The organism is Pseudomonas sp. GW821-FHT09C09 (assembly GCF_059418105.1).
The window spans coordinates 430,500-444,725 of the sequence record NZ_JBWKPF010000003.1 but is presented as its reverse complement, the minus strand read 5'-3'; the positions used below and the strand labels follow the sequence as shown (position 1 = coordinate 444,725).

The 14,226-nt window shown below is 61.0% G+C and carries 11 protein-coding genes; 5 read left to right on the top strand and 6 right to left on the bottom strand.

What is annotated here, in order from left to right:
• Positions 1 to 167: 167 nt before the first annotated feature.
• Both AC07NR_RS11765 and AC07NR_RS11760 read right to left on the bottom strand, forming a co-directional pair.
• A complete protein-coding gene (locus tag AC07NR_RS11765) occupies positions 168 to 806 on the bottom strand; it encodes a peroxiredoxin (RefSeq protein WP_495078614.1) in 639 nt (212 codons plus the stop codon).
• A gap of 293 nt (positions 807 to 1,099) precedes the next feature.
• The gene (locus AC07NR_RS11760; RefSeq protein ID WP_134828448.1) at positions 1,100 to 2,425 is read right to left on the bottom strand and encodes an OprD family porin; all 1,326 of its coding nucleotides are present in this window, start codon (positions 2,423 to 2,425) and stop codon (positions 1,100 to 1,102) included.
• A gap of 365 nt (positions 2,426 to 2,790) precedes the next feature.
• Between AC07NR_RS11760 and tauA the strand changes: the two genes are divergently transcribed.
• Positions 2,791 to 3,780, top strand: coding sequence for a taurine ABC transporter substrate-binding protein (gene tauA, locus AC07NR_RS11755; protein WP_134828671.1), 990 nt, complete (start codon positions 2,791 to 2,793; stop codon positions 3,778 to 3,780).
• A 39-nt stretch (positions 3,781 to 3,819) separates the two neighbouring features.
• Here tauA and argA read toward each other — a convergent pair whose 3' ends face one another.
• Positions 3,820 to 5,118, bottom strand: a complete 1,299-nt coding sequence (gene argA, locus AC07NR_RS11750; protein WP_007951778.1) for an amino-acid N-acetyltransferase — start codon at positions 5,116 to 5,118, stop codon at positions 3,820 to 3,822.
• Between the two features lie 135 nt (positions 5,119 to 5,253).
• Positions 5,254 to 6,402 carry an acetylornithine deacetylase gene (gene argE / locus AC07NR_RS11745; protein WP_495078613.1) on the bottom strand — a complete coding sequence of 383 codons (1,149 nt, stop codon included), beginning with the start codon at positions 6,400 to 6,402 and terminating at the stop codon, positions 5,254 to 5,256.
• A 156-nt stretch (positions 6,403 to 6,558) separates the two neighbouring features.
• Between argE and AC07NR_RS11740 the strand changes: the two genes are divergently transcribed.
• Entirely contained in the window at positions 6,559 to 7,929 is a 1,371-nt protein-coding gene (locus tag AC07NR_RS11740; protein ID WP_248739884.1) for a CYTH domain-containing protein, read from the top strand.
• An 85-nt stretch (positions 7,930 to 8,014) separates the two neighbouring features.
• On the opposite strand, the gene AC07NR_RS11735 is transcribed toward AC07NR_RS11740, so the two are convergent.
• Positions 8,015 to 8,485 (bottom strand): Lrp/AsnC family transcriptional regulator, encoded by a 471-nt coding sequence (locus tag AC07NR_RS11735; protein ID WP_007951785.1) that lies wholly within the window; start codon positions 8,483 to 8,485, stop codon positions 8,015 to 8,017.
• Positions 8,486 to 8,611: 126 nt separating this feature from the next.
• Here AC07NR_RS11735 and AC07NR_RS11730 point away from each other — a divergent pair, with 126 nt between their 5' ends.
• The 3 genes from AC07NR_RS11730 to AC07NR_RS11720 all read left to right on the top strand — a co-directional run bounded on the left by AC07NR_RS11730 (position 8,612) and on the right by AC07NR_RS11720 (position 11,212).
• Positions 8,612 to 8,950, top strand: coding sequence for an ACT-like domain-containing protein (locus AC07NR_RS11730; RefSeq protein ID WP_085708982.1), 339 nt, complete (start codon positions 8,612 to 8,614; stop codon positions 8,948 to 8,950).
• 90 nt (positions 8,951 to 9,040) lie between these two features.
• Complete coding sequence (tfpB, locus tag AC07NR_RS11725) at positions 9,041 to 10,825, top strand: type IV pilus assembly ATPase TfpB (RefSeq protein ID WP_495078612.1); 1,785 nt, start codon at positions 9,041 to 9,043, stop codon at positions 10,823 to 10,825.
• A 69-nt stretch (positions 10,826 to 10,894) separates the two neighbouring features.
• Positions 10,895 to 11,212, top strand: a complete 318-nt coding sequence (locus AC07NR_RS11720; RefSeq protein ID WP_007951791.1) for a DUF2388 domain-containing protein — start codon at positions 10,895 to 10,897, stop codon at positions 11,210 to 11,212.
• Positions 11,213 to 11,266: 54 nt separating this feature from the next.
• Here the strand turns inward: AC07NR_RS11720 and gcvP are convergent, their stop codons facing one another.
• Positions 11,267 to 14,140 (bottom strand): aminomethyl-transferring glycine dehydrogenase, encoded by a 2,874-nt coding sequence (gcvP, locus tag AC07NR_RS11715; RefSeq protein ID WP_305834396.1) that lies wholly within the window; start codon positions 14,138 to 14,140, stop codon positions 11,267 to 11,269.
• Between the last annotated feature and the right edge of the window lie 86 nt (positions 14,141 to 14,226).

Genomic DNA, 14,226 nt, shown 5'->3' with positions numbered 1-14,226 from the left:
GATTTATATATCCATAAATCATATTTATTCATTTGGTTATTCTTTATGGAGATATGCGTTTCACTTTTCTCCGGGCAAAAAAACAGGCCGTGAAAACGGCCTGAAACCCTGCATCGTGGTTTTTGCCGATCGCTCCTACGCAGAGCCTGGGAGCGATCCGAGAAAGGTTATTTGTTCGGCTGTGGCGTGAGGCGCAGGTACGGCTTCACCGCGCGGTAGCCTTTCGGAAAACGCTGTTTGATTTCGTCTTCATCCTTGAGCGACGGCACGATCACCACTTCGTCACCGTCCTGCCAGTTGGCCGGGGTGGCCACCTTGTAGTTATCGGTGAGTTGCAGCGAGTCGATTACCCGCAGGATCTCGTGGAAGTTGCGCCCGGTGCTCGCCGGGTAGGTGATGGTCAGGCGGATCTTCTTGTTCGGATCGATCACGAACAGCGAGCGCACGGTCAGCGTGTCGCTGGCGTTCGGGTGGATCAGGTCGTAGAGATCGGACACCTTGCGATCGGCATCGGCCAGGATCGGGAAATTGACGATGGTGTTCTGGGTTTCGTTGATGTCTTCGATCCACCTGTGGTGCGAATCCACCGGGTCGACCGACAGCGCGATGGCTTTCACGCCGCGTTTGGTGAACTCATCCTTGAGCTTGGCGGTGAAGCCCAGCTCCGTAGTGCACACCGGGGTGAAGTCCGCCGGATGGGAAAACAGCACGCCCCAGCTATTGCCCAGCCATTCGTGAAAACGAATCTTGCCGGCGCTGGAATCCTGTTCGAAATCGGGGGCGATATCGCCGAGTCTGAGGCTCATGGTGCTGCTCCTGATGAGTTGTTGGAGACCTCAACTGTAGCTCGGGATTTGCAATTCATAAAAAGAATAAATAACTAGATATCTAGATCATTTACGAATATTAAACTTCTGTTCACTGGACGCTCGCCGGCAACGCGCCGAACATCGGCCCCAAGGTTCGAGAAGGCCTTGAGTTGCTGTAAAGAGGGAAATGTCGGGAAAGGTCTACGGGGGTGGGCCTGACCCGAAAACACAAAAGCCCCGTCCGGCGCGATGCCGGACGGGGCTTTTTTACGTCGGTTGCTCGAGCGCTATTACAGCAGCGGGATCGAGTAGCTGACGATCAGGCGGTTTTCGTCCTGGGAACGGGTGTTCGCCAGGTCGGTGCGCCACATGGCGTTCTTCCAGGCAACGCCGAGGTTCTTCAGCGGGCCTTCCGGAATCACGTAACCAACGGTCAGGTCACGTTCCCACTCGGTTTTTTCGCCCAGCGGAGTGTCGATGTTATCGCCACGCAGGTAGATCACACCGGCGGTCAGGCCAGGTACGCCGACCTTGGCGAAGTCATAGGCGTAGCGAGCCTGCCAGGTACGCTCGCCGGCACGACCGAACTTCTGGATCTGCATGTCGGTGATGGTGCTGTTGGACGAACCGTCACCCTGGTTCAGCCAAGGGAAGTCGCTGTCGCCCTTGGTGTACTGGTAGCCGGCGCCGAAGGTGTGACCTTCAACCGAGTACAGTGCCAGGTAGCTGTACAGATCGTTGTCGACCTTGCCCTTGACGGTCTTGCCGCCGTAGTAGCCGCTGGTGAAGTACGCAGGCGTGTCACCGTTGTTGCCGTTGTCACGGCTGCGGTAGTAGCGCAGGTCGCTTTTCAGTACGCCCGGACCGATGGCCCAGTTGTGTACCAGACCCAGGAAGTTCTGCGAGTAGAACTCTTTCAGCTCGCCGTAGTAGTACGAGGCGGTCAGGTCCTTGGTCAGCTTGTAGTCAGCACCGGCGTAGTAGAACTTGTTGCTGAACACGCCCTTGTCGTAGTTCGAACCGGCGTTCGCACCAGCGATCGACAGGTTTTCGTCGTTGCTGGAGTTACGGCCCTTGGCGGATTCGATCTGACCGGCAGTCAGGGTCAGGTCCTTGATTTCGTTGGACTTCAGCTCGCCACCGGTGAAGGTTTGCGGCAGCAGACGACCATCGTTGTACTTGATGACCGGGTTGTTCGGCATCAGGGTACCGACCTTCAGCTCGGTCTGGGAGATCTTGACCTTACCGGTCAGGCCCAGGCTGGCGAAGTCATGCACGGCACGGTTGCCATCGCTCGGGAAAATGGTGCCGCCGGAAGCGGTACCCGTCGAGTTGCCGCTCTTGTCCGGGCTGGAATCCAGACGCAGGCCGTACAGACCGATGGCGTCAACGCCGAACTGGACGGTGCCCTGGGTGTAACCCGAGATGAAACGCAGATCGAAGCCTTGGCCCCACTCTTCGTTCTTGTTCGGACCAGTGCCATCACGGTTGTCGGTGTTGATGTAGAAGTTACGCAGCCCCAAGGTGGCCTTGCTGTCTTCGATGAAACCGGCTGCGCCTGCCTGCTGCGCAATAACCCCTACGGCCACGGCCAGGGCCAAGGTGGACTTGTTCATGTATCGCTCCTCTCGTTTCTAATTCTTGTGTTCCTGGTCCGGAGTCTGATGCCCCTGGATCCTAAGATGCGCGATTAGCGCCAGACCGTGACTGACAAGTCAATCGTAACCTTGTGTGTCTACGACCAAGGTCTAATCGCAGTTATTTGGTCCTTGCAGGGTAAAGACTTCCAGATAAACCCAAAAAGAATTTATTAATTCTTTTTAATACCGTTAAGGAATATGTCCAAATAGTGGCCATCTGTACCGGGATACAGCGTATCGGCGCCTAAGCTCATTCCTAAATGGTATTTATTAGCCTTTTTTTAGATCGTTTAGCTTTGGCGAAACCCCGATTCGTCAAACCCTATCGAAAAGGCGACGCCATCATGGCCAAACGTGCACTATCTAGTCAATTTGTTACAGTTTGTGTGTCAGCGCTGATTTCTTTTTCTGTCCATGCTTCCAGCCTCACTGTCGGCTACCAGACCGGCATCGATCCAAGCAAAGTCCCCCAGGCCGATGGCGTTTACGAGAAGACCATAGGCGAGAAAATCGACTGGCGCCGTTTCAATAGCGGTCCGGAAGTAGTGACAGCCATCGCCTCCGGTGACGTACAAATCGGCAACCTCGGTTCCAGTCCGCTGGCGGCCGCCGCTTCGCGTAATCTGCCGATTGTTGCCTTCATCGTTTCGGCACAGATCAATGCCGCCGAAGCCCTGGTGGTGCGCAACGGCAGTGGTATCGACAAACCAGATGATCTGATCGGCAAGACCATCGCCACACCCTTTGTCTCCACCTCCCACTACAGCCTGCTTGGTGCACTCAAGCACTGGGGCCTGGACACCTCGAAAGTCAAAGTGGTGAACCTGCAACCCGCAGAAATCGCGGCAGCCTGGAAACGCGGGGACATCGATGGCGCCTTTGTCTGGTCGCCGGCACTGGGTGAAATCCGCAAGACCGGCAAAACCCTGACCGACGCCGCCCAGGTAGGCCAGTGGGGCGCGCCGACCTTCGAAGTCTGGGTCGCGCGCAAGGACTTTGCCGAGAAACATCCGGAGGTCGTGGCCAAATTCGCCAAAGTGACGCTGGACTCGTTCGCCGACTACGCCGCCCATAAAGACAGCTGGACTGCCGACTCGGTACCGGTGCAGAAAATCGCCAAACTGACTGGTGCCAACGCCGCCGACGTCCCGGAATTGCTCGCGGGTTCGGCGTTCCCCGATGCCAAGGCGCAACAGACCACGGCGCTGCTGGACGGCGGCACGGCGAAGGCGATTGGCGAGACGGCAAAATTTTTGAAGGAACAAGGCAAGGTCGAAAGCGTCCTGCCCGATTACTCACCTTATGTCAGTGCGAAGTTTGTAGCTGAATAAAAGCATTGCCCCCACGCATCCCGTGGGGGCAATCGCACATCACAGGGACTTTTCGAAGATCTTCGAATTGCGCTGATAGTTATAGAGAGAAGCCCGGGCCGCCGGCAGGCGCTCGACGCTGCTCGGCTCGAAGCCGCGCTCGCGGAACCAGTGGGCGGTGCGAGTGGTGAGGACGAACAGAGTCTTCAGGCCCTGCGCCCGGGCCCGGGTCTCGATGCGCTCGAGCAATTCATCACCGCGACCGCCATGGCGGTACTCAGGATTCACCGCCAGGCACGCCAGTTCACCGGCATCCGAATCGGCAATCTGATACAGCGCCGCACAGGCGATGATCATCCCTTCGCGCTCGACCACGCTGAACTGCTCGATCTCGCGTTCCAGCACTTCACGAGAGCGACGCACCAGAATCCCCTGTTCTTCCAGCGGGCTGATCAGGTCGAGCAAGCCGCCGACGTCTTCAATCGCCGCCTCACGCACCAGTTCGAATTGCTCCTGGGCCACCAGCGTACCGCCACCGTCACGGGTGAACAGTTCGGTCAGCAGCGCGCCGTCCTCGGCATAACTGACGATATGACTGCGCGCCACACCGCCACGGCAAGCTTCGGCGGCGGCATCCAGCAGTTCTGCCTGATAGTTGCTGCCCAGACGCTGCAAATGCGCCGGCACCTGTTGCGGGCGCAGCTCGCGCACCAGTTTGCCGTTTTCGTCAATCAGACCGAGGTCGGCACCGAACAGCAGCAGTTTGTCGGCGCCCAGGTCGATGGCGGCGCGGGTGGCGACGTCTTCGCAGGCCAGGTTGAAGATCTCACCGGTCGGCGAGTAACCCAGCGGCGACAGCAACACGATGGAGCGCTCGTCGAGCAGACGGTTGATGCCCTTGCGGTCGACCCGGCGCACTTCACCGGTGTGGTGATAGTCGACACCTTCCAGCACGCCGATCGGCCGCGCAGTCACCAGGTTGCCGCTGGCCACGCGCAGGCGCGAGCCCTGCATCGGCGACGAGGCCATGTCCATCGACAGCCGCGCTTCGATGGCGATGCGCAGTTGACCGACCGCGTCGATCACGCACTCCAGCGTCGCGGCATCGGTGATGCGCATGCCGTGGTGGTAATGCGGGGTCAGGCCGCGCGCGGCGAGGCGGGTTTCGATCTGCGGACGTGAGCCATGCACCAGCACCAGTCGCACGCCAAGACTGTGCAGCAGCACGATGTCATGGACGATGTTGCCGAAATTCGGATGCTCCACGCCGTCGCCGGGCAGCATGACGACGAAGGTGCAGTCGCGGTGGGCATTGATATAAGGAGACGCGTGACGAAGCCAATTGACGTATTCGGGCATGAACCTGGGCCTGTAATAAATAGCAGCCGGAAAAAGGGCGAAACGGAAAACGCACAGCGGGCTGATGGTTATCGTCGGAACAGGCTTGGCGACACGCGCGCTCTCCTCATGAATACGGGTTGGCAGGACGGCAATTTATACAGCTTTGAGACAGTAATGTTCGATCAACTGCCGCAATAGATGCACGGTAGGCTGCAAACGTGACATTTCAAGGTACTCGTCCGGCTGATGGGCGCAGGCGATGTCGCCGGGGCCGAGCACGATGGTTTCGCAGCCAAGGCGCTGAAGATAAGGCGCTTCGGTGCCGAACGCTACCGCTTCGGCCGTATGGCCGGTGAGTTTTTCGGCGATTCGCACCAGCTCGGCGTCCTCGGACTGCTCGAACGGCGGTACCTCGGGAAACAGCGGCGCGTAATCGATCTTCACCTGATGCCGCTCGGCGACCGGGTTGAGCTTGCGCAGGATTTCGGTGCGCAAGACTTTGGGGTCCATCCCCGGTAACAGTCGCAGATCGAACTCCAGCGAACACTGACCACAGATGCGGTTGGGGTTGTCGCCACCATGGATGCAGCCGAAGTTCATGGTCGGCTGCGGCACGCTGAACTGCGGGTTGTTGAATTCGCGCTGCCACAGCAGGCGCAGGCCACGCAGTTCGCCGATGGCGTCGTGCATGGCTTCCAGAGCGCTGTGCCCCAGACGCGGATCCGACGAATGGCCGCTCTGCCCGAGGATATCGATGCGCTCCATCATGATGCCCTTGTGCATGCGGATCGGCTTGAGCCCGGTCGGCTCGCCGATCACCGCCGCCCGGCCCAGCGGCCGCCCCGCTTCGGCCAGCGCCCGGGCGCCGGACATCGAGCTTTCTTCATCACAGGTAGCGAGGATCAGCAGCGGTTGCTTGAACGGCTGGTCTAGCAGCGGTTGCACGGCTTCGATGATCAGCGCGAAAAAGCCCTTCATGTCGCAACTACCGAGGCCGACCCAGCGGCCGTCGACTTCGGTGAGTTTCAACGGATCGGTTTTCCACAGCGCATCGTCGTAGGGCACGGTGTCGCTATGCCCGGCCAGCACCAGCCCGCCGGGGCCGCTGCCGAAACTGGCGAGCAGGTTGAATTTGCCGGGGCTGACCTGCTGGATGTCGCAGCTGAAACCCAGATCGCCGAGCCAACCCGCGAGTAGATCGATCACCGCCCGGTTGGATTGATCCAGGTTCGGCTGGGTGCAGCTGACCGACGGCACGGCGATCAGTGCAGCGAACTGGTCTTGCATGGATGGCAAAGGCATCGCTGACTCCAACTCCCGGATTGAAGTCCATCATAGAACCATCCGGCGCCGAGAATAAACCGCCGCAAAGCGTAGGAAGGTTCAGTCCTGTACACTGCACGACCTTGGCAGCCACACATTCCCCCGGCTGCGCTCCCGATCCTGGATTTTCCGGCCATGCAGAAAGAAACCGAAATCAAACTCCGCGTCAGCCGCGAAACCCTCGCCGCCCTGCGCGAGCACCCTCTCCTGAAAAAACGCAACAAAAGTGGCTGGGAACGCCGTGAGTTGATGAATCAATACTTCGACACGCCCGAGCGTGACCTGGCCCGGGCCAAGGTTGCCCTGCGCCTGCGCAAGGACGGCGAAGAAGTGATTCAGACCCTCAAGACCCGTGGCCAGAGCGTTGCCGGCCTGTCCGAGCGTAACGAATACGACTGGCACCTGCCCAAGGCCAAGCTCGACGTGAAGAAACTCGACGGCGAATGCTGGCCCGAGTCCCTCGCCGAGCTGGACAAGAAAACCCTTAAGCCGATCTTCACCACCGACTTCGTCCGCGAGCGCGCCGAAATCGCTTGGGGCCGTGGCAAGACCAAAGTGGTCATCGAAGCCGCGCTGGACCTGGGTCACGTGGTGGTCGGCAAACAGAAAGAAGAAATCTGCGAGCTGGAACTGGAACTGCGCGAAGGCGAGCCTGCCGCGCTGCTGGAACTGGCCGCCGAACTGGCCGAAACCCTGGTCCTGATGCCGTGCGACATCAGCAAGGCCGAGCGCGGTTATCGCCTGTACGACGCCAACAGCTACTCGCTGAGTCTGCCGGCGCCGGCCATCACCGCCGAAACCCCGCTGGACGATGCCTTCGCCGCCCTGAGCTGGCACCTGCTCGGCAGCAGCCAGCGTCTGGCCGAACAGTATCGCTTCAACGGCCACTGGCGCCTGCTGCAGGACTGGGTCGAGAGCCTCGCGGAAATGCGCGCCCTGCTGAGCAGCCTCGGCCAGGCCGCGCCGCGTCAGTCGACCCACGACCTGCGCGTGGCGCTGGATGCATTGCTGGAAGACTGGCGCCCGCTGGTGCAGGTCGGCCTTGAAGACGAAGACGTGCGCAAAGCCGCGCCAGAGCAGTTCCTCGAGGAACTGGAAGATCCGCGTTGGGGCCTGTTCTCGCTGAACACGTCGCGCTGGTTGCTGGCCCGCACCTGGGCTGCCGACCGCAACACCCGTGGCAATCGCCAGGGTGCCGCGCAATTGCAGAGCTGGCTGCCGCGCCTGCTGGGCGAAGAAGCCACTTCCCTGCAATTGCAGCGTTATCAGCAGCAGCCGGAAGATCTGGCCGAGCAGCTGCCGCGCATCGAACGCATCCAGGTCTGGCTGCACCACGCGCGCAACGTGCTGGAAATCCCGGAAATGGATCGTCTGTACGGCGAGCTGAACAAACTGGCGCAACTGGCCAACGAGCCGACCATCACCGATGAGCTGCTCGATGCACGCAAGCATCAGGCGATTGCGGTTTACCAGAATCGCGCCTGGAAAATGCTGCTGCGCATGTAACACCCCTTTCGCGAGCAGGCTCGCTCCCACAGAGAAATGCGTTCCAACTGTGGGAGCTAGCCTGCTAGCGATGAGGCCAGCATATTCAGCGCAGTACCGGCAGGCTCGTCGTCGACTTGATCTCCGACAGCGCCACAATCGAGTTCACTTCCTGAATCCCCGGCACCAGCGACAGCTTCTCGAAGAAGAACCGCTCATATGCCTCGATATCTGCCGCGACGATCCGCAGCAGGAAATCCACCGCCCCCATCAGCACGTAACATTCCAGCACTTCCGGAAAGCCGCGAATCGCCTCGGTGAATTCTGTGAAGTTCGAACGACCGTGGGCGTTGAGTTTGATTTCGGCGAAGATCTGCGTGTTCAGGCCGATTTTCTTGCGATCGAGCAAGGTCACCTGGCCGCGAATGATCCCCTCCTCCTTCATCCGCTGAATCCGCCGCCAGCACGGCGATTGCGACAGGCCTACCTGTTCGGCGATCTGTGCGCTGGACAGGGAAGCGTCCTCTTGCAGCAGGGCGAGAATGCGTCGGTCGTAGCTGTCCAGTTCACTGTGCATAAATAATCCTCAAAAACAGCCAATACCGAATTGATCCACCCTATCAACCGGCCAATCGGCTCATCTTAGACAAGAAATGCCCGGCATCGAATGTAAAAATTTCTCCACTGATTCCGGAGACCTGCCATGCCGCACCTCGAAGCCGTCAACACCCCAGCGCCCCGTGCCGATGTGTGGAACGTCAGCAACGCCCATTGCCTTGCGCAGTACCAGATACTGGCCGAGGCCGAACCGGATCTGCTGGTGCGGGTGCTGAACCTGTTCGCCCTGCAGTTCCTCACCCCGGAACAGGTCAATGTCCAGCGTCTGGACGACCTGCTGTCCATCGACATCGTCATGGGTGGCCTGAGCTGGCACCGCGCCCAGGTGATCGCGGAAAAACTTCGTAACCTGATCAGCGTCTGCTCGGTGAATCTGCAGAACCCCGATGCGGCGTGGGATGCGCCGGCTCAGGCGGCTGGCTGACAAAAGCGGAAACGCCTTTGTCGGGTAGTGGCCCAACGGTCGGCGGGGCCACGACTATCCTTTGCGGACTGTCGTTCAAAAGGAGCCCGCATGTCCGTTCAACTCGCCACTCAGGACCGCTGGCTGGATCTCAATGATGTATTGCGTGAACTGGTCGCCCAGGGCTTCATCAGCCAGGACTCGGCCGAGCACGCGCTGAATGCCCGCCGTCGGCAGGCGACCCACGGGCAGGTACATCCGCTGGAATTCATCGCCGGCCAGCAAATGGACGACCTCAGCCGCCCGGGCAAGCACCTGGACCTGGAAAGCCTGACCCTGTGGCTGGCGCAGCAGGCCGGCCAGCCGTACCTGCGGATCGACCCGTTGAAGATCAACGTCGCCGCCGTCACGCCGCTGATGTCCTATGCCTTTGCCCAGCGCCACAAGATCATGGCGGTGTCGGTTGATCGCGATGCGGTGACCGTGGCCAGCGCCCAGCCTTACGTCAGGGGCTGGGAAGCCGATCTGACCCACGTGCTGAAACTGCCGGTCAAACGGGTGGTGGCCAACCCGGCGGACATCCAGCGCTTCAGTGTAGAGTTCTTTCGCCTCGCCAAATCGGTCAGCGGCGCCAGCAATGCCGACCAGCCGGGCAGCAACCTCGGCAACTTCGAACAACTGCTCAACCTTGGCGCCAGCGATCAGGAGCCGGACGCCAACGACGCGCACATCGTCAACATCGTCGACTGGCTGTTCCAGTACGCCTTCCAGCAGCGGGCCAGCGATATCCATATCGAGCCACGGCGCGAGCAAGGCACGGTGAGGTTTCGCATCGACGGCGTGCTGCACAACGTCTATCAGTTTCCGCCACAGGTGACGATGGCCATCGTCAGCCGCCTGAAAAGCCTCGGCCGGATGAACGTCGCCGAGAAGCGTAAACCCCAGGACGGCCGGGTCAAGACCAAGACCCCGGATGGCGGCGAGGTCGAGTTGCGCCTGTCGACCCTGCCCACCGCGTTCGGCGAAAAAATGGTGATGCGGATCTTCGACCCGGAAGTGCTGCTCAAGGATTTCGACCAGCTCGGTTTTTCCGCCGATGACCTGCGGCGCTGGCAGGACATGACCCGCCAGCCCAACGGCATCATTCTGGTGACCGGCCCGACCGGTTCGGGCAAGACCACCACGCTCTACACCACCCTGAAAAAGCTGGCGACCCCGGAGGTCAACCTCTGCACCATCGAGGACCCGATCGAGATGGTCGAGCCGGCCTTCAACCAGATGCAGGTGCAGCACAACATCGACCTGACCTTCGCCGCCGGCGTGCGGGCGCTGATGCGGCAGGACCCGGACATCATCATGATCGGCGAGATCCGCGACCTGGAAACGGCCGAAATGGCGATCCAGGCCGCATTGACCGGACACCTGGTGCTCTCGACCCTGCACACCAACGATGCACCGAGCGCCATCAGCCGTCTACTGGAACTCGGCGTGCCGCATTATTTGATCAAGGCCACGGTGCTCGGAGTCATGGCCCAGCGTCTGGTGCGCACACTGTGCCCGCACTGCAAGGCACCGCTGCCTGTCGCCGAAGAGGACTGGCAAACCCTGACCCGGCCGTGGCAGGCGCCGCTGCCGGGCAACGCGCAGCGGGCCATCGGCTGTCTGGAATGCCGCGACACCGGCTATCACGGCCGCGCCGGGGTCTACGAAATCATGCAACTGACCGACAGCCTCAAGGGGCTGATCAGCCCCGATACCGATCTGACGGCGCTCCGCCGCCAGGCCTTCAAGGAAGGCATGCGCAGCCTGCGGCTGTCCGGCGCGCAGAAAGTCGCGGCGGGGCTGACGACCATCGAGGAGGTGCTGCGGGTGACGCCGCAGAGCGAGCAGAAATAGCCCTTCACGGAACCGGATCGACGAAATGACGATCCAAGCCGTTATTCAACACCAGTGGAGTCATCCCTCATGCGTCTCAAACTTGCTGTCGCCACCCTTGCCCTGCTGTCTCTGCCCGTCGGTTCGGCAATGGCTGACAGCTTTTGGCGTAACGTCATTTCGTCCGGCGCCACCACCGGCTCGACGTACCTGACCTTCAAGGATCACAAGCTGATCGTCGCCGCCCAGGACGACGCCGGCAGTTTCGTTGCCAGCGATGGCGGCATCCGTGGCCCGTACCTGGAAGCCGCCATGCAGAAAGTCCGCGCCGACAACCCGGGCCTGCAGGCGACGGACATGGAACTGGCGAACGCGATCCTGGCGAAGAACGCGGTGGCTTCGGAATAAATCTGTCGCCCACAAAAATGCCGCTCACATGAGCGGCATTTTTTTGCCCGCCGATCAGCGGTAATCGTCCACCGGCACGCAGGCGCAGAACAGATTGCGGTCACCATAGACGTTGTCCACCCGGTTCACCGCTGGCCAGTACTTGTGCGCCTTGGTGTGCGCATCCGGGGTGATGCCCTGCTCAATGCTGTAGGGCCGTTCCCAGACACCGGTGATATCGGCCAGCGTATGCGGCGCCCGCTTGAGCGGATTGTCCTCGGCCGGCCAGTTGCCGTTCTGCACTTCGGTGATTTCCGCACGGATGCTCAACATGGCGCCGATGAAGCGGTCCAGTTCAGCCTTGGATTCACTCTCGGTCGGCTCGACCATCAAGGTACCCGGCACCGGGAACGACATGGTCGGCGCATGGAAGCCGTAATCCATCAGGCGCTTGGCGATGTCCTCCTCACTGATGCCGGTCTGCGCTTTCAGCGGCCGCAGATCCAGAATGCATTCATGGGCCACCCGATCATTGCGCCCGGTGTAGAGCACCGGGAAGGCGCCGGACAGATGCTGCGCCAGATAATTCGCCGCAAGGATCGCCACTTCGCTGGCGTCCGCCAGTTGCGGCCCCATCATCGCGATGTACATCCAGCTGATCGGCAAAATGCTCGCACTGCCCCAGGGCGCTGCGCTCACCGCGCCGTTCTGCGGCTGTGGGCCGTCGATCGGCACCACCGGGTGATTGGCGACGAACGGTGCCAGATGCGCGCGAATGCCGATCGGTCCCATGCCCGGCCCGCCTCCGCCGTGGGGGATGCAGAAAGTCTTGTGCAGGTTCATGTGCGAGACGTCGGCGCCGATGTCCGCCGGCCGCGCCAGCCCGACCTGGGCATTGAGGTTGGCACCGTCCATGTACACCTGGCCGCCGTGCTTGTGGATAACTTCGCAGATTTCGCTGATGCCCTCCTCGTACACACCGTGGGTCGACGGATACGTCGCCATCAGACACGACAACTTGTCTCCCGCCTCGGATGCCTTGGATTTCAGGTCATCCAGATCGACGTTGCCCGCCTCGTCGCACTCGACGATCACCACGCGCATCCCGGCCATTTGCGCCGAGGCCGGGTTGGTGCCGTGAGCCGAAGACGGGATCAGGCAGATGTCGCGCCCGCCCTGGTGGCGGCTTTCGTGGTATTTGCGGATCGCCAGCAACCCGGCGTATTCGCCCTGGGCCCCGGAGTTGGGCTGCATGCAGATCGCATCGAACCCGGTGATCGCGCACAACCAGCGTTCCAGCTCTTCGATCATCAGCGTGTAACCGACGGCCTGCTCCCGGGGCACGAACGGGTGCAGGTTGGCGAACTGCGGCCAGGTGATCGGGATCATCTCGCTGGTGGCGTTGAGTTTCATGGTGCAGGAGCCAAGCGGAATCATCGACTGGTTGAGCGCCAGATCCTTGTTCTCCAGTTGCTTGAGGTAGCGCAGCATCTCGGTTTCGCTGTGATGGGCGTTGAACACCGGGTGGCGCAGGTACGGCGAGCTGCGTTGCAGGTTGTCAGGAATCCCGGAAACCAAGGCTTCGGCGTCTAGTTCCTCGACGTTGAGCCCATGATCGACACCCAGCAGCACATCGAACAGTTTGCCGACGGTGCTCTCGTCACAGGTTTCATCGAGGCTCAGGCCCAGGTGGCCGCGACCGAGAATCCGCAGATTGATCTGCGCAGCCTGAGCGCTTTCGATGATCGCGGTCTGCGCGCCACCGACGTCCAGGGTCAACGTGTCGAAATAATGCTCGTTGATGCGTTTGATGCCATGCCGCTCGAGGCCGGCAGCGAGGATGCAGGTCAACCGATGGACTCGCTGGGCAATCCGCTTCAGCCCTTCCGGTCCGTGGTACACCGCGTAGCAACTGGCGATGTTGGCCAGCAGCACTTGAGCGGTGCAGATGTTCGAATTGGCCTTCTCCCGGCGAATGTGCTGCTCGCGGGTCTGCAGGGCCATGCGCAGCGCAACGTTACCCCGCGCGTCTTTCGAGACCCCGATGATGCGCCCGGGAATCGCCCGTTTGTATTCCTCGCGACTGGCGAAAAACGCCGCATGCGGCCCTCCGTAACCCATCGGTACGCCGAAACGCTGGGAAGAACCGAACACCACATCGGCGCCCAGTTCACCCGGCGGGGTCAGCATCAACAGACTCAGCAGATCGGCCGCGACACAGGCCAGTGCCTGTTGCGCATGCAGGTGATCGATCAACGGACGCAGGTCGCGGACCTCGCCGTGGGTGTCGGGATATTGCAGCAGAGCGCCGAATACCTGGTGCTGCTTCAAGTTATCCACAGCGTCGACGATCAGCTCGAAACCGAAGCCCTCGGCGCGGGTCTGCACCACCGAAATGGTTTGCGGATGACAGTTTTCATCGACGAAAAACAGATTGCTCTTCGACTTCGCCACACGCTTGGCCAGCGCCATGGCCTCGGCGGCCGCAGTCGCCTCATCGAGCAGCGAAGCGTTGGCCAGTTCCAGACCGGTGAGGTCGATGGTCAGTTGCTGGAAGTTGAGCAACGCTTCGAGCCGGCCCTGGGCGATTTCCGGTTGGTACGGTGTATAGGCTGTGTACCAGCCGGGATTTTCCAGCACGTTGCGCAGAATGACCGTCGGCGTGAGGGTGCCGTGGTAACCCATGCCGATCAGGCTGGTCCAGACCTGATTCTGCTCGGCGTACCCGCGCAGTTTCGTCAGCGCGGCCTGCTCGTCCAGCGCGGGCGGCAGGTCCAGTTCGCGGTTGAGACGGATGGCGGGCGGAACGGTCTGCTCGATCAGTTCGATCCGGCTGCCCAGGCCCAGGCTGTCGAGCATGGCCTGCTGCTCGGCGGCATCGGGGCCGAGGTGACGGCGCAGGAAGGCATGGGGGTCGCGTAACTGGCTCAAGGACGGCAACTGGGACATGACGGGCTCTCTCTTGGCTGGCGCTCGGCGTCAATGCAACACGGTCAAACCAGCATAGCAGTCGATACTGTCGTGGACGGCTTGGC